The sequence below is a fragment of the Rugamonas fusca genome (genome assembly GCF_014042365.1).
Taxonomy (GTDB): domain Bacteria; phylum Pseudomonadota; class Gammaproteobacteria; order Burkholderiales; family Burkholderiaceae_D; genus Rugamonas; species Rugamonas fusca.
In genome coordinates, this window is sequence record NZ_JACEZS010000005.1 from 1 (window position 1) to 18382 (window position 18382).

Here is an 18382-nt window from a genome sequence, read left to right on the forward strand (position 1 = left end):
AGATCGATACCGCTATACTTGCTCATACCAGCCTCCCTGTACGTAAGTTCAACTCGACATTGAATGCTTACTGTACCCCCGGCGTATGCCGGAGGGAGGTTGGCTAGATGATTATCAGGTCCGGCATTCTGCCATTTCGCAAGCGAAATGGCAGAATGCCGGACCTGACCCCGGACAACTCCTTGAAAATATTAGGAATTTCAAGGAGAGTTGCAACGCACCATGCTATACTACGCGGTTCCAGAAATTGGCAAGCACTGTAACGCCTCGTACACCCCCGTACGCCCCCCGCAGTTTTTCAGCAAAATATAACGACTATGTCTAATACTAAACGCGCAATTCGCAACATCGCTATCATCGCCCACGTTGACCACGGCAAGACCACCCTGGTGGACCAACTGCTGCGCCAGTCGGGTACCTTCCGTGAAAACCAGCAGGTCGATACCCGCGTCATGGACTCGAACGACCTCGAAAAAGAGCGCGGCATTACGATTCTGTCGAAGAACTGCGCGGTCGAGTACGAAGGCACCCACATCAACATCGTCGACACCCCGGGCCACGCCGACTTCGGCGGCGAAGTGGAGCGCGTGCTGTCGATGGTCGACTCGGTGCTGCTGCTGATCGACGCCCAGGAAGGCCCGATGCCGCAGACCCGTTTCGTGACCCGCAAGGCGCTGGCCCTGGGCCTGAAGCCTATCGTGGTGGTCAACAAGATCGACCGTCCGGGCGCGCGCGCTGACTGGGCCATCAACCAGACCTTCGAACTGTTCGACAAGCTGGGCGCCACCGACGAGCAGCTGGACTTCCCTATCGTCTACGCTTCGGGCCTGAACGGCTACGCCGGCCTGACCGAAGACGTGCGCGACGGCGACATGAAGCCGCTGTTCGAAGCCATCCTGAAATACGTGCCGGTGCGTAACGACGACCCGGACGGTCCCCTGCAGATGCAGATCACCTCGCTGGACTACTCGTCCTACGTGGGCAAGATCGGTATCGGCCGCGTCTCGCGTGGCCGCGTCAAGCCTGGCCAGGATGTGGTATTCCTGAATGGTCCTGGCGACACTCCGACCAAGGGCCGCATCAACCAGGTGCTGAACTTCAAGGGCCTGGAGCGCGTGCTGGTCGATGAAGCCGTGGCCGGCGACATCATCCTGATCAACGGTATCGAAGACATCGGCATCGGCTCGACCGTGTGCGCACCGGACACCCCGGAAGCGCTGCCGATGCTGACCGTGGACGAACCGACCCTGACCATGAACTTCATGGTCAACACCTCGCCGCTGGCTGGCCGCGAAGGCAAGTTCGTCACCTCGCGCCAGCTGCGCGACCGCCTGGACAAGGAACTGAAATCGAACGTGGCGCTGCGCGTGACGCCGACCGACGACGACACCGTGTTCGAAGTGTCGGGCCGCGGCGAACTGCACCTGACCATTCTGCTGGAAAACATGCGCCGTGAAGGCTTCGAGCTGGCCGTGTCGCGTCCGCGCGTGGTGTTCAAGATGGTCAACGGCGTGCGCGAAGAGCCGTACGAAATGCTGAGCGTCGACGTGGAAGAAGCCAACCAGGGCGGCGTGATGGAAGAACTGGGCCGCCGCCGTGGCGACCTGCAGAACATGGAATCGGACGGCAAAGGCCGTGTGCGTCTGGAATACCGCATCCCGGCCCGTGGCCTGATCGGCTTCCAGGGCGAGTTCATGACCCTGACCCGCGGCACCGGCCTGATGAGCCACGTGTTCGATGCCTACGCCCCGGTCGATACGTCGAAAGGCGAAATGGCCGGCCGCCGCAACGGCGTGCTGATCTCGCAGGACGACGGCGCCGCCGTGGCCTACGCCCTGTGGAAGCTGCAGGACCGCGGCCGCATGTTCGTGGTGCACAACGACCCTGTGTACGAAGGCATGATCATCGGTATCCACTCGCGCGACAACGACCTGGTGGTCAACCCGATCAAGGGCAAGCAGCTGACCAACGTGCGCGCTTCCGGCACCGACGAAGCCGTGCGCCTGGTGCCGCCAGTCCAGCTGTCGCTGGAATACGCGGTCGAGTTCATCGAGGACGATGAGCTGGTCGAAATCACGCCGAAATCGATCCGCCTGCGCAAGCGTTACCTGAAAGAGCACGAGCGCAAGCGCGCTTCGCGCGAGGCGTAATCGCCATCGCTTGACCCCGCGCGCTACCCGGCGCGCGGCCCAGGCCCGCTGTGCCTGCATGACTTTGACCAGTGATGCAGGCACAGCGGGTTTGACGTTTTCAGACCTGCAAGTTGTGTGAGTAATATCGTGACTACCAAGATCCTGCCTTCCCGCCGCCTGTCCGTCGCCCCCATGATGGACTGGACCGACCGCCACTGCCGCGTGTTCCACCGCCAGATCACGCGCCACACCTGGCTGTACACGGAGATGGTGACCACGGGCGCGCTGGTGTATGGCGACGTCGAGCGCCACCTGCGCTTCAGCGAGGAGGAGCATCCGGTCGCCCTGCAACTGGGTGGCAGCGATCCGGCCGACCTGGCCGTGAGCGCGAAGAAGGGCCAGGACTGGGGCTACGATGAGATCAACCTCAACTGCGGTTGCCCGTCGGAGCGGGTGCAGAAAGGCGCGTTCGGCGCCTGCCTGATGGCCGAACCGCAACTGGTGGCCGATTGCGTGAAGGCCATGCGCGACGCCGTCACCATCGACGTGACCGTCAAGCACCGCATCGGCATCAACGACACGGAAAGCTATGACTTCGTGCGCGACTTCGTGGGCACGGTGGCCGACGCCGGCTGCCGCACCTTCATCGTGCATGCCCGTAACGCCATCCTGAAGGGCTTGTCGCCCAAGGAGAACCGCGAGATTCCGCCGCTCAAGTACGAATACGCCTACCGCCTCAAGCGCGACTTCCCCGATTTCGAAATCCTGATCAACGGCGGCATCAAGACCGAGGCCGAGATCGACCTGCATTTGCAGCACGTGGACGGCGTGATGCTGGGCCGCGAGGCTTACCACAACCCGTTCATGATGGCCGGTTTCGACCAGCGCTACTACGGCGACACGGCCGAGCGCCCCACGCGCGAACAGGTGCTGGCGGCCATGGTGCCCTACATCGAAGCCCAGCTTAAACAAGAGGGCGGGCGCGGCCTCAAACTCAATTCCATCACCCGCCACATGCTCGGTTTGATGCAGGGTTTGCCCGGTGCAAAGTTGTTCCGCCAGACCCTGTCGGACTCGAAAAAACTGGCCGCCGGCGACCCACGTTTACTGCTGGAAGCGGCCGCCCGGCTGCGCCATTCCACGCCATAAGCCTGCTTTTGCCATGTAATTGTTGGCGGCAACTCAATTTCCTCGCAGAAAGTTCGCTTGCGTAAAATTGAGGCAGGTTTTGCTTGCTTTGAGGCAAATTTCACATCTATAATTCCTGAATACTCACACAAATCCACCGAATTCAGTTTGTGTATTGCACTTCAGGTAATGCGAGCTGCTGGTGGAGCCGCTCATTTTGCATTCGCAGTCATTGTTTGCTACTGTCGCACGCCTTAGCAGCACGGGCCGGGTGGATCGCCAAGCGCACAACGCCTGGCTTCCAGGGCAAATTCTTTATCAATAGTGTCACTTACGAAGAGACGAAATGAATTTAGCAAAAATGAAAGTTGGTACGCGACTGGCGCTCGGGTTCGCCTTGGTGCTGCTGTTCCTGGTGGCCGTGACCGCCGTTGGCATCGCCCGCATGGCGCAGATCCAGGACCGCCTGGACCACGTGGTGGGCGTCAATAACGTCGTCACCCGCCTGGTGATCGATATGCGTGCCAACGTCAGCGACCGCATCACCGCGCTGCGCATCCTGACCCTGATGCCGGAAGGCTCGGACCTGGAACCGGAAATGAACCGCGTTAAGGATCTGGCGGCCAAGTACGGCGAATCGGAAAAGAAACTGAGCGCTCAGTTCGCTCAGGAAGCGACCCCGGAAGAAAAAGCCTTGCTGGGCCAGATCAAGGAGCTCGAGGCGGCCGCCATGCCCGCCATCGCCAAGGCATCCGATCTGTGGCTGGCCAACAAGGCTGAGGATGCCACCAAGGTCATGATCAAGGAAATCCGTCCGGTGCAGAAGAAATGGATGGCCGCGCTGGAGCAGTTGGTCACCCTGGAGGACAAGTTGAATACCCAGGTGCAGACCGACGCCGCCGCTGGCTTCTCCAACGCCCGCACCTTCATGATCGTGCTCGGCGCATTGGCCGTGGCCATCAGCGTGCTGGCCGCCGTCGTCATCACCCGCGGCCTGCTCAAGCAGCTGGGCGGCGAACCTGATTACACCGCCAGCATCGCCGGCAGCATCGCCAAGGGCGACCTGTCCGTCATGATCGATACCGACAGCCGCGACCAGGACAGCCTGCTGGCCGAGATGAAGGAGATGCGCAACAGCCTGGTCGACATCGTGGGCCAGGTGCGCAACGGCACGGAAACCATCGGCACGGCCTCGCGTGAAATCGCGGCCGGCAACATCGACCTGTCCTCGCGCACGGAAATGCAGGCCAGCTCGCTGGAGAAAACGGCCACGGCCATGGAGGAACTGACCGCCACCGTGAAGCAGAACGCGGACAACGCCCGCGAGGCGAACCAGCTGGCCGCCACCGCGTCGGACGTGGCCATCAAGGGCGGCGCCGTGGTGTCGCAAGTGGTCGACACCATGAGCTCGATCGACGCGTCGGCCAAGAAGATCGTGGACATCATCGGCGTGATCGACGGCATCGCCTTCCAGACCAACATCCTGGCGCTGAACGCGGCCGTGGAAGCGGCCCGTGCGGGCGAGCAGGGCCGCGGCTTCGCCGTGGTGGCGTCGGAAGTGCGCAACCTGGCCCAGCGTTCCGCTGGCGCCGCCAAGGAAATCAAGTCGCTGATCGATGATTCGGTGGAAAAAGTGGGCGCCGGCACCAAGCTGGTGGGCCAGGCCGGTGTGACGATGGACGAGGTGGTCGCCTCCGTGCGCCGCGTGACGGACATCATGAGCGAGATCGCCAACGCCAGCCAGGAGCAGAGCGCCGGCATCGAGCAGGTCAACCATTCCATCATCGAGATGGACAGCATGACCCAGCAGAACGCGGCGCTGGTGGAAGAGGCCGCCGCCGCCGCCCAGAGCCTGCAGGACCAGGCCGCCGAACTGGCGCGTGTGGTCAGCATCTTCAAGCTGGTCGAAGGCGAGGAGCGCGTTGCGCCCGTGGCCTATGTCGCCCCGGTAGCTGTGGCGCGGCCGGCCGCCGTGAGCCGTCCGGCCGCGCCGGTGCGCAAGCTGGCCGCCGCGCCTGCCGCCAAGCCGAAGAAAGTGGTGGCCGCCGCCCAGGCAGAAGATGAGTGGGAAGAGTTTTAATCGCTTCAGTTGCACGCGGCGGACGCGCATGGCCAGGCTGTGCGCGCCACCGATAGTTATTAATAATAAACGTAGTGGGAATAACGACAATATGAACAAAGTTTCGACCAGCATCATCGCAGCCATCCTCCTGTCCGGCGCCAGCGCCGCCGCCTTCGCCGGTGAAGTGCCAGCCACGTTCGACGCCAAGAACTGCCGTGCGGAATACCCCAGGGCATCCCTGATGAATGAAGAACAGGGCAACGTGTCGATGGCATTCCTGGTGGCAGCCGATGGCACCGTGGTCGATTCCAAGGTCGAAAAATCGAGCGGCTACAAGAACCTGGACAAGGCCGCCATCAAGGCCATCAGCGCCTGCAAGTTCAAGCCGGGTACCAAGGATGGCGCCGTGGCCCAGACCTGGACCACGGTCGATTACGACTGGAAACTGTAATAACGCGCGCGCGGCGCCTGGCGCCGGAAACTTGAGCAAGAATTAGCCACTTGGGGAAATCAGATGTCTACAAATAAGCGTTGGTTGAGTGTGTTTGCGGCGGTGCTCATGTCGGGCGCGGCGGTGGCGTACGCGGGCGAAGTGCCGGCCAGTTTCGACGCCAAGAACTGCAAGGCGGAATATCCGAAGGCATCGTTGATGAACGAGGAGCAGGGCACCGTGTCGATGATGTTCCTGGTCAAGGCCGACGGGACGGTGGCAGACTCCAAAGTGGAAAAATCGAGTGGTTTCAAGAACCTGGACAAGGCCGCCATCAAGGCCATCAGCGCCTGCAAGTTCAAGCCGGGCACCAAGGATGGCGCGCCGGCCGAAACCTGGACCAAGGTCGATTACGCCTGGAAGCTGGACTGAGCGGCACCCGCATCCCCCAAAAAACCGGCCTGGCGCCGGTTTTTTTTTATTACTGCGTGTGGTTTTTCCGTTATCCCAACGGGTGTAACAAGCTGTAAATCCGCAGCGCGGGGCGTCAATTTTCCCTATAGTACGAACAGGAGGAAGATGCGATGAAAACGATTCTGGCAGTGCTGGCAGTGGCGGCCCTGGGCGGCTGCGCGGTGGCGCCGCCGGCGCCCGTCTATTACGGTGGCCGCGCCGCGCCGGTGGACCCCTACCAGTGGCATACGGTGTCGGTGGAACCGGCTGGCGCTACGCGCGTGGAGTACAGCAGCGAGCCCGTGTATGCGCCGGCGCCGGTCTACGCGCCGCCGCCCGTGTACGCGGCGCCAGTCTATGCGGCCCCCGTGTACGCCGCACCTGCGCCGTCCTATTACTATCCGCCGGTGACGATAGGGTTGGATTTTGTGTTTGGCAACTGGTGCTGTGGTCACCGCTGGGGCGGCAGGGGGTATTACCGCCACCGCTGACATGACTGTACGGCCGGCATGACAAGCCCGTTGCGCCTCACAGGCGCGGCGGGCTTTTTCTCGTGCGCGCAAGCGGGCGGACTAGGGCAGCATGTACAGCGTGCCGTTGTCGAGCATCGCCATTTCCGAGCACAGCAGGTAAGCGGAAGTGCCCGCCAAGCCCAGCAGGAGTGCGCCCCAGGCGACCTGGCGCATATGCGCCAGCGTGGCTTCGGGAACGTGCAATGGGATGTGGTGTGAGAGGTTCATGCGTTCAGTCTAGTGCATGAACGCAGGAACTGCCATCGGTCCATCGTCCCCGCTGTTGTAGGACGATGGCTCACGGGCGGGCTTACTTAGTGCGCCACAGCACTACCGGGCCGGCCGGCGCCGTGTCGAGCGCGTTGGACAGTTCCAGCCACTGCTGCAACCGTTCCGGGTGCTTGAGATGGATGCCCATCCCATCGATCGTGCCGATCTGTTCCAGCATGCGGGCGTCGATCTTGGTCTTGGACACGGTGGGGGCATTCATGACCATGCGGTCATAGGCCTTGCGGGCCTTGTTTTCCCACTTGTGCAAGCTGCTGTCGTCGAAGCGGTTGGCTTCGAAGTAGACGGTCAGCGAACCGTCCGGGTTGCCAAAGCCGACCACGCCGGCGCCTTTGCGGATAGTGGTGGTGTTTTCCAGGTCAAACGCGCTGGTGGGCACGAACACACCGGCGCGGCCATCGATATCGGGCCGGCCCACGGGCGTGTCCTTGCCGTAGGTGGTGACTTCCTGGTTGGAGATTTCTTCAGACATATACTCATGCGCCTCCTGCCTGTGACGGCGGGGCATTCCTGTTCAGTGTTGATGGAGTGCAGGGGCGGCGATTCGGCCCGGATTGCTGCTGGTTTGGTGGCCCGCACACGGTGCGGGACGACACGCCATTGTAGCGTCAAAGATGTTCTATCGGGCAACGGCTCCCGAGATTTTGTGGCGCCTGCCGTGGCGCCGCCGTCGTCTGCCTGCTGGCCTGCGCAGTTGCACGCCCGGCTGCCCGGTCAGGGCGCCTTGTCATATTTTTTCAGCAACGCCGTGAAGCGGCTTTGTCCGTGCTCGCCGAGCCAGGTCCACATGGCTTCGGCGGCTTCCCGGTTGTGCTCGTAGTAATCTTTGTTCAGCAGCAACCAGATCGTGCCGACCCGTAGCGGCTGCTCCAGGCGCACGATGGCGCCGCCAAAGCTGGCGGCTATTTCCCCGTCCAGGTCGGCCCGGCCGGCCAGCGAAATGGCAAAGCCGTCGATGCGGCCCAAGCGCAGTTTTTCGACATTGCTGTGCACGTCGCGCGCGCCGTCGTCGACCTCGTAGCCGGCCTGGCGGAAGGTGGCCGCGTAAGGCACGCCGTGAAGCACGCCGAGCCGGCGGCCGCGTAGATAGCTGGCCGTATCGACGTCGCGGCCCACGTTGTCGCTGGCCCGCACGAACACGACCGTGTACAGCGTCAGGCCCCGGTTGCGGTCGATCTTGCCTTTCTTGTCGCGCGGATAGACGATATTGCCGCCCTGTAGCTCCCCTATGCTGAATGGCGTCGCATCGATCACGCCATTGTTCAGGCTAAGCAGCAGCCGCGCCGCCGGCAGCCGCACGGATTCGAGGGGGCAGCCGGCGCTGGCGGCGAGGGCGCGCATCAGTTCCACGCTGGCGCCGGGCGGATCGGCTTCCTGCCGGCCGCTGCCCCGGTAATACGGTTCGACTGCCTGGTCGGGGTAACCGAAGCGGAGCGGCGCGCAGGCGGCGCGTGCATCGGGGGCGGCCAGGGCGGCAACGGTGAGGATACTGGCAAGCAAAGAGCGCATCGGCAATCGTATCGGCCAGGAGCAGGAGGGAGGAGCGCGTTTTAGTCGCGGGCGCGGCAGCTCCATCATACCCGTCCGCGCCACAAAGCAAAAAGCCACAAACGTGTGTTTGTGGCTTTCGCGTGCTGCCGATGTTTTGGGGTGGCTGATGGGGCTCGAACCCACGACAACAGGAATCACAATCCTGGACTCTACCAACTGAGCTACAGCCACCACTGACTTGCAACGGCCGCCGCGCATGCGCGACGACACGTGTTACTTCTAAAACAAAAAAGCCACAAGCTTGAACTTATGGCCTGATGTGTACAACGAATCCGGTGGGGTGGCTGATGGGGCTCGAACCCACGACAACAGGAATCACAATCCTGGACTCTACCAACTGAGCTACAGCCACCACTGGTCTTACGTTTGTCCCGGTGTTTCCGGGACAGGCCCCGAATTATACAAGCCAGTGTTGAAACGTGCAAATCTAAATGCACAGATAGTCAACGCCTGGCCCCGTCCGCACGCCGGTCGTGGTCAGAAGGTCACGCTGTGCACGGGCGGGTTCAGGCCCAGCAAATTGCTGAACGCGGCCGACAGTTCGGCCGCGCTGGCGCTCGTGTAGCCTTGCAGGCGCGCCGGGGCATCGCCTTCGGCCGGCGTGCGCGCCAGCCCTGCCGCATGCAGCAGGCGGGCGATCTGGCGCGCCACGGCATCGCCCGTGTCGATGATGGCGACCGGGTGGGCGCTGGTGCGCTCGACCACCTGCTCGATACCGGGCTGGACGAACACGTAATGGGTGCAGCCGAGCACCAGCGTATCGACGCCTTGCGCGATCAGCGGCGCCACGTAGCGTTGCAGCAGCGCTTGCGTGGCCGGCGTGTCGAGCTCGCCGAGGTTGATCTGGTCGGCCAGGCCGATGCAGGGCATCAGCACGAATTCGGCGCCGCTGTTGGCGCTGATCTGCTGGCGCAATTGCAGGAATTTTTCGCCCGACAGCGTGCGGTCCGTGGCCAGCACGCCGATCTTGCCGTTGTGGCTGGCCGCCACGGCTGGCTTCAAGCCGGGCTCCACGCCCACCACGGGCAGCAGCGGATAACGGGCGCGGATGGCCTTGATGGCGGCCACGGTGGCCGTGTTGCAGGCCACCACCAATCCCTTGACGCCCTGCGTGACGAGGAAGTCCGCCACCGCCAGCGCGCGCGCCGTGACCACGGCTTCCGGCTTGTCGCCGTAGGGCGCGTAGCCGATGTCGGCGAAATACGTCAGGTGCTCATGCGGCAGCTGGGCGCGGATGTGGCGCAGCACGGACAGGCCGCCCACGCCGGAATCGAACACGCCGATGGGCGCGTCCGGGGCGGTCGAGATAGCAGGGATAGGATTCATCAAGTTCGTCTCGGTAAACGGCAACCGCCCCGCGGCCTTGCGACAGCGGGGCGGCAAGGGAAGAGCTTAAGCGACGGTGACGGGAATCTTGCCCACGCTGCTCAGCTGCTCGATCTTGGCTTGCCACTCTTTTGGACCCGTGTTGTGCACGGAAGTGCCGGCCGCGTCGACGGCCACGGTGACGGGCATGTCGACCACGTCGAACTCATAGATCGCTTCCATGCCCATGTCCTCGAAGCCCAGCACCTTGGCGCCCTTGATGGCCTTGGACACCAGGTAAGCGGCGCCGCCGACGGCCATCAGGTAAGCCGACTTGTGCTTCTGGATAGCCTCGATGGCGACCGGGCCGCGCTCGGCCTTGCCGATCATGGCGATCAGGCCGGTCTTCTCCAGCATCATCTCGGTGAACTTGTCCATGCGGGTAGCGGTCGTCGGACCGGCCGGGCCCACCACTTCGTCGCGCACCGGATCGACCGGGCCAACGTAGTAGATCACGCGGTTCTTGAAGTCCACCGGCAGTGGCTCGCCCTTGGCCAGCATGTCCTGGATGCGCTTGTGGGCGGCGTCGCGGCCGGTCAGCATTTTGCCGTTCAGCAGCAGGGTCTGGCCCGGCTTCCACGACGCCACTTCTTCCTTGGTCAGCGTGTCCAGGTTGACGCGGGTGGACTTCTCCGTGTCCGGCGCCCAGCTCACGTTCGGCCAGGTCGACAGCGGTGGCGGCGTCATGTAGGCCGGGCCCGAGCCGTCGAGCACGAAGTGGCCGTGGCGGGTGGCCGCGCAGTTCGGAATCATGGCCACCGGCTTGGAGGCCGCGTGGGTCGGGTGCATCATGATCTTCACGTCCAGCACCGTGGTCAGGCCGCCCAGGCCCTGGGCGCCGATGCCGAGCGCGTTGATCTTGTCGCACAGTTCGATCCGCAGTTCTTCCAGCTTGTTCTTGGGGCCGCGCTGCTTCAGTTCGTACATGTCGATGTCGTCCATCAGCACTTCCTTGGCCATCATCATGGCCTTCTCGGCCGTGCCGCCGACACCGATGCCCAGCATGCCGGGCGGGCACCAGCCGGCGCCCATGGTCGGCACGGTCTTGAGCACCCAGTCCACCAGCGAGTCGGACGGGTTCATCATGATCATCTTCGACTTGTTCTCCGAGCCGCCGCCCTTGGCCGCCACTTTCACGTCGACCGTGTTGCCTTCCACCAGCTCCATGTGCACCACGGCAGGCGTGTTGTCCTTGGTGTTCTTGCGCTCGAACAGCGGGTCTGCCACGATGGACGCGCGCAGCTTGTTGTCATCGTAGTTGTAGGCCCGGCGCACGCCCTCGTTGACGGCGTCGGTGACCGTGCCGGTGAAGCCTTCGAAGCGCACGCCCATGCCGATCTTCAGGAACACGTTGACGATGCCGGTATCCTGGCAGATCGGACGCTTGCCTTCGGCGCACATGCGCGAGTTGGTCAGGATCTGCGCGATGGCGTCCTTGGCGGCCGGGCTCTGTTCGGCCTCGTAGGCGCGCGCCAGGTGCTCGATGTAATCGGCTGGATGGTAGTAGCTGATGTACTGCAGCGCGGCGGCGACGGATTCGATCAGGTCTTCTTGCTTGATGATGGTCATGGTGAACTCGCGTGGTTAAATTCGAAAAGAACGAGGAGTGATGCGGAAAGCGGAACAGCGGCCTGGCGATGGCGGGGCGGGGGCACGCGATGCCCGCACGACGCACGGCGGCCAGCAGCGTGGCGCGGGTGGTCGGAAAGACAAACAGGTCATCGGGACGGGACTCCGGTATGCTAGCAGGCAGATGAGAACTGCCGACATTCTACACGTGCTGATCGGCAATCGCATCCGTGCGGCGGCTGGATGCGTCAGCTGTGCTGGATTTAAATGATTGGTAAAATGGCACAACAGGCGCGATTGCAACGGGTACGCGCATCAAATCCTCCGCCGGGGAATGCCTGTAAGGACTCAGTAAGCGATCAAGTTTAATGTTGTTATCAAACGATTACTACACTGGAGATCAGCATGACCAGCACCGCAAGCCAAGCACAAAGCGCCCAACAGCAGGGCCCACAAGAATCCCGCATCTTCGCACCGCCGGCGGCGTTCGCGGACCAGGCCGCAGTATCGGGCATGGCCGCCTACGAGGCACTGTGCGCCGAAGCGGCCGCCGACTACGAAGGTTTCTGGGGCCGCTTGGCCAAGGAAAACCTGGTCTGGCAAAAACCGTTCACCCGCGTGCTCAATGAAGATGACGCGCCGTTCTACAAATGGTTCGAAGACGGCCACCTGAACGTGTCGTACAACTGCCTGGACCGCAACCTGCAGAACGGCAACGCCGACAAGACCGCCATCATCTTCGAAGCGGACGACGGCACCAGCACCCCGGTCAGCTATCGCCAGCTGCACGAAAAAGTGTGCAAGTTCGCCAACGGCCTGAAATCGCGCGGCATCAAGAAAGGCGACCGCGTCATCATCTACATGTCGATGTCGGTCGAAGGCGTGGCCGCCATGCAAGCCTGCGCCCGTATCGGCGCCACCCACTCCGTCGTGTTCGGCGGCTTCTCGGCCAAGTCGCTACAGGAGCGCATTATCGACGCCGGCGCCGTGGCCATCATCACGGGCGACGAGCAACTGCGCGGCGGCAAGCAACTGCCACTGAAAGCCATCGTCGACGAAGCGCTGGCACTGGGCGGCTGCGAGACCGTGAAGGACGTGATCGTCTACAAGCGCACGGGCGGCAACATCAACATGGTGGCCGGCCGCGACATGTGGCTGAGCGACCTGGTCGACCAGCAGTCGGCTGAATGCGAACCGGAATGGGTGAGCGCCGAGCATCCGCTGTTCATCCTCTACACGTCCGGCTCGACGGGCACCCCGAAAGGCGTGCAGCACTCGAGCGGCGGCTACCTGCTGTGGGCCGCGCTGACGATGAAGTGGAGCTTCGACATCAAGCCGAACGACGTGTTCTGGTGCACGGCCGACATCGGCTGGGTGACGGGCCACTCGTACATCGCCTATGGCCCGCTGGCCGTGGGCGCCACGCAAGTGGTGTTCGAAGGCATCCCGACCTACCCGAACGCAGGCCGGTTCTGGGACACCATCGCCAAGCACAAGGTCAGCATCTTCTACACGGCGCCGACGGCGATCCGCTCGCTGATCAAGGCCTCGGACGTGGACCCGAAAGTTCATCCGAACAACTTCGACCTGTCCACGCTGCGTTTGCTGGGCACGGTGGGCGAGCCCATCAATCCAGAAGCCTGGATGTGGTACTACAACAATGTGGGCCGCGAGAAGTGCCCCATCGTCGACACCTTCTGGCAGACGGAGACGGGTGGCCACATGATCACCCCGCTGCCGGGCGCCACGCCGATGGTGCCGGGTTCGTGCACGCTGCCGCTGCCGGGCATCATGGCCGCCATCGTCGACGAAGCCGGTCATGACGTGCCGAACGGGCAGGGCGGTATTTTGGTCGTCAAGCGCCCATGGCCATCGATGATCCGCACCATCTGGGGCAATCCGGAGCGCTTCAAATCGGGCTACTTCCCCGAGGAACTGGGCGGCAAGATGTACCTGGCTGGCGACGGCGCCATCCGCAACAAGGACACCGGCTACTTCACCATCACCGGCCGTATCGACGACGTGCTGAACGTGTCGGGTCACCGCATGGGCACGATGGAGATCGAATCGGCGCTGGTGGCCAATCCGCTGGTGGCCGAGGCGGCCGTGGTGGGCAAGCCGGACGACACGACGGGCGAATCGATTTGCGCGTTCGTGGTGCTCAAGCAGGCGCGTCCGACGGGCGACGAGGCCAAGCGGCTGGCGCTGGAGCTGCGTAACTGGGTGGGCAAGGAGATTGGTCCGATCGCCAAGCCGAAGGAAATCCGTTTCGGCGACAACTTGCCGAAGACGCGTTCGGGCAAGATCATGCGCCGTCTGCTGCGCGTGCTGGCCAAGGGCGAGACCATCACCCAGGACGTCTCCACGCTGGAAAATCCGGCGATTCTGGAGCAGTTGAAGGAAGCGTCCTAAGTGGGATGATAGGCGGATGGCCGGGTGATGCTGGTTGTCCGCCGGGTGGCGGGGTTGCCGGCAAATAATGTTGGTGGTTTCCAAAATCCTTGCTATAATCTGCCGCTCCCTGAATGGGGAGAAGCAGGAGAGATGGATGAGTGGTTGAAGTCGCACGCCTGGAAAGCGTGTATAGGTTCATAGCCTATCGGGGGTTCGAATCCCCCTCTCTCCGCCAAGAACAAAAATGAAAAGCCGCCCGCTGGGCGGCTTTTTGTTTTTGGGCTTGGCGGAGAGAAGTGAGCCCCCTGCGGGGCTCACGCGGGGGATTCGAAGGCATCGCCCCTGCAGGGGCGAGCCGCTCCGAATCGCCCAATTGCCGCCGCAGCGCGGCGGCCCCGCGCGCCGAGGGCGCGCGTTTCGTCCTCACTTCAGGTGTCACCCAGGCAAGCTCAGCAAGAAACGCACGACAATTGACGCGCGCAAAAGTTCAAAAATGTCCAAATGTCAGACCTGACACCGAATCATGACACCGAATCATGGACAAAGCCGACCTGTTCCGCGAGGCCGTCAAGACCTTCGTGCGCGTGCTGGCAGCCCGGCGCCGGAGATGGCTGACATACCTCGTCGTCGAACCGGAACCGCTCAATGAATGGCGTGCTGGTCGATACCTCCGTCTGGGTCGACCACTTTCGGCACCATAACGCTGCGCTGGCAATCCTGCTCGACCGGGATATGGCGCTCACCCATCCCATGATCATCGGTGAGATTGCCTGCGGTACACCGCCAGCGCCGAGGGCGCGAACCTTGCGTGACATGGGACGGCTACAAATGGTCCAGCACGCGAGTGTGCGTGAGACGATGGCGTTCATCGGGCGTGAATCGGTTGAGGGGATGCGGACTTATCGACCTGATCTTGCTATCGTCGACCTTGATCACGCCGGGCGTGCTGCGATGGCCGCTGGGCCTGCACCGTCTCCACTTGGCTGAGCGTTTTGGCGTGGCCTACGACGCTGCGCCGGGGAACTGCGCATTGCTCAAGGCGTGGCGGAGGCTGGCAGGCCGGCTGCGCCTGCCCGCTGCGCGCCAGCGGCGGAAGCGGGCGCCGGCGCCACCGCCGCGTTGTTCCACGACTACAACCCGCCATTTCTCCGACCGTCGGCCGATGGTCCACCCCTTCATGGTGTAATCTGCCTGAACCCCCATCTGATCAAACGGGAGAATCAATATGTCGCACAGAGAACGATGGATACCGGTCCTGGCCAGCGCGGCAATGCTGGCATCGGCGCCCGTGCTGGCCAACGACAAGATCACGCTCAGCTTCAATGAGCGGCCGCCCTACCTGATCGCCGACGCCAGCGGGGCCGCGACCGGCCTGACCGGCACGCCGGCGGCGGAAGCGTTCAAAAAAGCGGGCATCGAGGTCGCCTGGAGCAAGGTGCCGCCCAACCACCAGCTCGTGGTGATCAAGGAAGGCGGGCCCCATTGCGCGATCGGCTGGTACAAGACGGCCGAACGCGAGCAATTTGCCAAATTCACCAAACCGATCTACCGCGACAAGCCCACCATCCTGCTGGCCAACCCCAGTTTCAAGGGCAAAGATGGCGACAAGCTCGGTGACATCCTGGGCAGCAAAGGCGTGCGCGTGCTGATCAAGGAGCATTTTTCCTACGGCCCGTTCATCGACAGCGCGCTGGAGAAATACAAGCCAGCCACCACCGTCTCGAACGGCACCTCGACGCAGATGCTGCAGCTGGTCGGCGCCAACTCGGTCGACTTCATGTTTGTCTCGGAAGAGGAAGCCCAATACCTGGTGGAGCAATCGGGCCTGGGTGCCCAGAGTTTCAAGCAGTTGCACATGAGCGACATGCCCAAGGGCGATTACCGCTACATCATGTGCAGCAAGCAGGTATCGGACGACGTCATCGCCAAATTGAACAAGGCCATCGCGGAGAAGAAGATCAAGTAGGGCAACCCCCTGCCCGCAGGGATGCCGCCGCAAGGGGACCTTATGCAAGCCATCGCGCATGCGCGACGAGCGCTTCTGTTGGGGCTGGCCCTCGCCGGCCCCGCCGCCGCGACGGCAAACATCACCGTGTTCTACAACGAGCGTCCTCCCTACCTGATCGCGGCGCCGGACGGCTCGGTTTCAGGCCTGACCGGCACGCCAGCCGGGCGCGCGTTCGCAGCGGCTGGCATTCCCTTCATATGGGCCAAGACCCCGACCAACCGCCAGCTCGCCTCCATCAAGCAGAACAAGGCGATGGAGTGTGCGGTGGGCTGGTTCAAGAATCCCGAGCGCGAACAGTTCGCGCAGTTCACCAAGGCGATCTATCGCGACAGGCCGGCCGTCGCGCTGGCCAACAAGGGATTCCAGGTCAGCCAGTACGATACGCTGGAGCGGGTCCTCGCTACGCGCGGCATACGCGTGCTGCTCAAGGAGAATTTCTCCTACGGCCCCTTCATTGACAACAGTATCGCCAGGTTCATGCCTCACCTCACCCATACGACCGCGGAGAACGCGCTCATGGTCGAGATGATACGGAAGGGGCGGGCCGACTTGATGTTCATGGCCGAGGAGGAGGCGGATTATCTGCTGGCGAATGCGAATGCGACGGCGGGCAGCGGGGATTTCCATCTGCTCAGGTTCAGCGACATGCCGGCCGGCGAGAAACGATACATCATGTGCAGCAAGCAGGTGCCGGACGAGATCATTGAGCGCTTGAACCGGGCCATCACATTCGAGTAGCCCAACTGTCTGACCTTCAATGCGCCACCGCCATCTCCGGCTGCCGCAACTGCAATTGCCAATCCTTGAGCGCCCCGTGCGACAGGCCGCTCAGCTCGGGCGAGCGGCGGTCGATTTCGTTGGCCAGGTCGCGCAGCAGCCAGTCCATCTCATCCAGCATGGCGTGCAATTCCACCCGTAATTCCGGCGCATCCTGCGTCATCGCCAGCATGCTGCCCATATTGTCTGGGTCCATGCCGGCCTGCAGCACGACGGAGCGGATCTGCGCCATGCGCTCGAACAGGAAAGCCAGCGGCGCCTGGTCGCCGGGGGCGGGCGCCTGCTGGCCCACCAGCATGGCGCGCAGGCTGAACCAGGCATGCAGCAGTTCGCCCAGATGCTGCAGTTGCGCCGCCGTGTCGTTCTCGCTGGGCACGTTGTGCTCATCGCTTGCCGTCACATGCAGCAAGTCGCGCAGCGCGTCGAGCATGGCGGGCGCGAAACGGGCGCGGTTGATCCTGAACAGCATGTCGACGCGCGGCAAGTCAAAGCGCTTGATGGCCGCCTCCGCCACATCGGCCACGCCCAGCAATTTGCCCAGCGTACTGATACTGTTGCCGGACAGCGCGTGCGGATAGCCGCTGCCGTCCAGCCGCTCATGGTGTTGCAGGATGGCCTGCGCTGCCGCGGCGGGAAAACCGGGCAGCTCATGCAGCAGCACATAGCCCGTGATCGGGTGGACATGGATGAAGCGGCGTTCCTCGGCGGTGATGCTGTGGGTCAGCTCCAGGATCTCCGGATCGGTATGCATTTCGCCCATGTCGTGGCACAGGGCGGCGAGCAAGATGGTGGCGTGCTCCTCCGGCAGGCGCAATCGCTGCGCCACGGCAAAAGCGATGACGGCCACGCGCAGGCAGTGTTGGTAGATTGCCTTGCACTGCTCGCTCATCACCGTCAGGCGCAACTGCACCGGTGGGGGCAGGGGCAGGCCGGCCAGGCTGTGCTTGAGCATGCGCGGGTCGCCGGCACGGGTGACGATGCGGCGGTAGATGGCATCCTGGGCGATGATGCGGTCCACTTCGAGCGCAAGGATATTGCCGTCGACGGGGCGATCCGTCGTCAGCATGTTGTCGAGCGGCGCGGACAGGCGATGGCGGGTGAGGCGGGCATATTGCCGGCTGTCTACCCTGGCGCCCTTGGCCAGCAGTTTCATGCCGTTGCTGGCATAGATGTCGGCGCTGACCAGCACTTCCCGCGTGTTGCCCATCTCCGTCACGGCGCGGATGTAGTGCGGGCTCTCGCCAGGTAAATCGTGCGGGGGAAGCAGGTCTGCTTTCATGTCACGTTCCGTCGTGGCCGAGGAAATTCGGCCCGTCTGCGCAATCATGGTGGCGTCGTGCGCGCCATACGACAAGCAGGCAAATCAAGTATTGCGGATAATTGAATGTGGACGCCTGGTTTGAATTTGGCGAGACGGCATCCGACTGTTCGCGCTTGTTGTGTTTTTGCCCAACGCCTTGCACCCGGTCCACCCATCCCCATGTGCGGAAGATGATAAAAGACAAACTGAACTGGAAGCGTCCCCTGTTCTACCTGCTGCTGCCCGTCTTGCTGGTGATGGTGTTTGTCGGCTTTCCCTTGCCGGTTGCGCCACCGCCGGCGCTTCGGGCCGGACAGGAGCAATCCACCACCGTCAAGCGCCGCAAGCGGCGGTTGCCGTGGTGGCTGCGCTACGACCGTGCGGACGACGATGCAACGCGGCGCTGATGCCGA

General features: G+C 63.0%; 16 protein-coding genes, 3 tRNA genes and 1 pseudogene. 12 read left to right on the top strand and 8 right to left on the bottom strand.

Annotation, left to right across the window (positions count from 1 at the left end; genetic code table 11):
- The first annotated feature begins 317 nt into the window (after positions 1–317).
- The 6 genes from typA to H3H36_RS07520 all read left to right on the top strand — a co-directional run bounded on the left by typA (position 318) and on the right by H3H36_RS07520 (position 6696).
- Positions 318–2150, top strand: a complete 1833-nt coding sequence (gene typA / locus H3H36_RS07495) for a translational GTPase TypA (RefSeq protein WP_182215885.1) — start codon at positions 318–320, stop codon at positions 2148–2150.
- A 129-nt stretch (positions 2151–2279) separates the two neighbouring features.
- Complete coding sequence (gene dusA / locus H3H36_RS07500) at positions 2280–3281, top strand: tRNA dihydrouridine(20/20a) synthase DusA (protein WP_311196597.1); 1002 nt, start codon at positions 2280–2282, stop codon at positions 3279–3281.
- Positions 3282–3606: 325 nt separating this feature from the next.
- On the top strand, positions 3607–5340 hold the full coding sequence (locus H3H36_RS07505) for a methyl-accepting chemotaxis protein (RefSeq protein ID WP_229219802.1): 1734 nt from the start codon (positions 3607–3609) through the stop codon (positions 5338–5340).
- Positions 5341–5431: 91 nt separating this feature from the next.
- Entirely contained in the window at positions 5432–5773 is a 342-nt protein-coding gene (locus H3H36_RS07510) for an energy transducer TonB (RefSeq protein ID WP_182215887.1), read from the top strand.
- A 63-nt stretch (positions 5774–5836) separates the two neighbouring features.
- Positions 5837–6184 (top strand): energy transducer TonB, encoded by a 348-nt coding sequence (locus H3H36_RS07515; RefSeq protein ID WP_182215889.1) that lies wholly within the window; start codon positions 5837–5839, stop codon positions 6182–6184.
- Between the two features lie 152 nt (positions 6185–6336).
- The gene (locus H3H36_RS07520) at positions 6337–6696 is read left to right on the top strand and encodes a hypothetical protein (protein ID WP_182215891.1); all 360 of its coding nucleotides are present in this window, start codon (positions 6337–6339) and stop codon (positions 6694–6696) included.
- A gap of 81 nt (positions 6697–6777) precedes the next feature.
- On the opposite strand, the gene H3H36_RS07525 is transcribed toward H3H36_RS07520, so the two are convergent.
- The 7 genes from H3H36_RS07525 to H3H36_RS07555 all read right to left on the bottom strand — a co-directional run bounded on the left by H3H36_RS07525 (position 6778) and on the right by H3H36_RS07555 (position 11490).
- Positions 6778–6945: a hypothetical protein gene (locus H3H36_RS07525; protein WP_182216318.1), complete on the bottom strand. Its 168-nt coding sequence runs from the start codon at positions 6943–6945 to the stop codon at positions 6778–6780.
- Positions 6946–7027: 82 nt separating this feature from the next.
- Complete coding sequence (locus tag H3H36_RS07530) at positions 7028–7477, bottom strand: hypothetical protein (RefSeq protein ID WP_182215893.1); 450 nt, start codon at positions 7475–7477, stop codon at positions 7028–7030.
- Between the two features lie 242 nt (positions 7478–7719).
- Complete coding sequence (locus H3H36_RS07535; protein ID WP_182215895.1) at positions 7720–8514, bottom strand: substrate-binding periplasmic protein; 795 nt, start codon at positions 8512–8514, stop codon at positions 7720–7722.
- A gap of 137 nt (positions 8515–8651) precedes the next feature.
- Positions 8652–8727, bottom strand: a tRNA-His gene (locus tag H3H36_RS07540).
- A gap of 105 nt (positions 8728–8832) precedes the next feature.
- A tRNA-His gene (locus H3H36_RS07545) sits at positions 8833–8908 on the bottom strand.
- Positions 8909–9033: 125 nt separating this feature from the next.
- Positions 9034–9882, bottom strand: coding sequence for a glutamate racemase (gene murI, locus H3H36_RS07550; protein WP_182215897.1), 849 nt, complete (start codon positions 9880–9882; stop codon positions 9034–9036).
- Positions 9883–9948: 66 nt separating this feature from the next.
- Entirely contained in the window at positions 9949–11490 is a 1542-nt protein-coding gene (locus H3H36_RS07555; protein ID WP_182215899.1) for a fumarate hydratase, read from the bottom strand.
- A gap of 405 nt (positions 11491–11895) precedes the next feature.
- On the opposite strand from H3H36_RS07555, the gene acs reads away from it, so the two are divergent.
- The 5 genes and pseudogenes from acs to H3H36_RS07580 all read left to right on the top strand — a co-directional run bounded on the left by acs (position 11896) and on the right by H3H36_RS07580 (position 16630).
- The gene (acs, locus tag H3H36_RS07560) at positions 11896–13902 is read left to right on the top strand and encodes an acetate--CoA ligase (protein WP_182215901.1); all 2007 of its coding nucleotides are present in this window, start codon (positions 11896–11898) and stop codon (positions 13900–13902) included.
- A 126-nt stretch (positions 13903–14028) separates the two neighbouring features.
- Positions 14029–14119 (top strand) — tRNA-Ser (locus tag H3H36_RS07565).
- Positions 14120–14529: 410 nt separating this feature from the next.
- A pseudogene (locus H3H36_RS07570) lies at positions 14530–14890 on the top strand (PIN domain-containing protein); the annotation flags it as partial.
- A gap of 219 nt (positions 14891–15109) precedes the next feature.
- Positions 15110–15850, top strand: coding sequence for a substrate-binding periplasmic protein (locus H3H36_RS07575; protein ID WP_220459682.1), 741 nt, complete (start codon positions 15110–15112; stop codon positions 15848–15850).
- Positions 15851–15892: 42 nt separating this feature from the next.
- Positions 15893–16630, top strand: a complete 738-nt coding sequence (locus H3H36_RS07580; protein ID WP_182215903.1) for a substrate-binding periplasmic protein — start codon at positions 15893–15895, stop codon at positions 16628–16630.
- 16 nt (positions 16631–16646) lie between these two features.
- Here H3H36_RS07580 and H3H36_RS07585 read toward each other — a convergent pair whose 3' ends face one another.
- A complete protein-coding gene (locus H3H36_RS07585) occupies positions 16647–17948 on the bottom strand; it encodes an HD-GYP domain-containing protein (RefSeq protein WP_182215905.1) in 1302 nt (433 codons plus the stop codon).
- A gap of 212 nt (positions 17949–18160) precedes the next feature.
- On the opposite strand from H3H36_RS07585, the gene H3H36_RS07590 reads away from it, so the two are divergent.
- On the top strand, positions 18161–18376 hold the full coding sequence (locus H3H36_RS07590; protein ID WP_182215908.1) for a hypothetical protein: 216 nt from the start codon (positions 18161–18163) through the stop codon (positions 18374–18376).
- Positions 18377–18382: the final 6 nt, after the last annotated feature.

Coding starts and splice junctions, on each gene's coding strand:
- H3H36_RS07535 (WP_182215895.1), bottom strand. CDS start 8,514: ATGCGCTCTTTGCTTGCCAGTATCCTCACCGTTGCCGCCCTGGCCGCC.
- H3H36_RS07580 (WP_182215903.1), top strand. CDS start 15,893: ATGCAAGCCATCGCGCATGCGCGACGAGCGCTTCTGTTGGGGCTGGCC.
- H3H36_RS07585 (WP_182215905.1), bottom strand. CDS start 17,948: ATGAAAGCAGACCTGCTTCCCCCGCACGATTTACCTGGCGAGAGCCCG.
- typA (WP_182215885.1), top strand. CDS start 318: ATGTCTAATACTAAACGCGCAATTCGCAACATCGCTATCATCGCCCAC.
- H3H36_RS07555 (WP_182215899.1), bottom strand. CDS start 11,490: ATGACCATCATCAAGCAAGAAGACCTGATCGAATCCGTCGCCGCCGCG.
- H3H36_RS07505 (WP_229219802.1), top strand. CDS start 3,607: ATGAATTTAGCAAAAATGAAAGTTGGTACGCGACTGGCGCTCGGGTTC.
- H3H36_RS07575 (WP_220459682.1), top strand. CDS start 15,110: ATGTCGCACAGAGAACGATGGATACCGGTCCTGGCCAGCGCGGCAATG.
- murI (WP_182215897.1), bottom strand. CDS start 9,882: ATGAATCCTATCCCTGCTATCTCGACCGCCCCGGACGCGCCCATCGGC.
- acs (WP_182215901.1), top strand. CDS start 11,896: ATGACCAGCACCGCAAGCCAAGCACAAAGCGCCCAACAGCAGGGCCCA.
- H3H36_RS07530 (WP_182215893.1), bottom strand. CDS start 7,477: ATGTCTGAAGAAATCTCCAACCAGGAAGTCACCACCTACGGCAAGGAC.
- H3H36_RS07510 (WP_182215887.1), top strand. CDS start 5,432: ATGAACAAAGTTTCGACCAGCATCATCGCAGCCATCCTCCTGTCCGGC.
- H3H36_RS07525 (WP_182216318.1), bottom strand. CDS start 6,945: ATGAACCTCTCACACCACATCCCATTGCACGTTCCCGAAGCCACGCTG.
- H3H36_RS07590 (WP_182215908.1), top strand. CDS start 18,161: ATGATAAAAGACAAACTGAACTGGAAGCGTCCCCTGTTCTACCTGCTG.
- H3H36_RS07520 (WP_182215891.1), top strand. CDS start 6,337: ATGAAAACGATTCTGGCAGTGCTGGCAGTGGCGGCCCTGGGCGGCTGC.
- H3H36_RS07515 (WP_182215889.1), top strand. CDS start 5,837: ATGTCTACAAATAAGCGTTGGTTGAGTGTGTTTGCGGCGGTGCTCATG.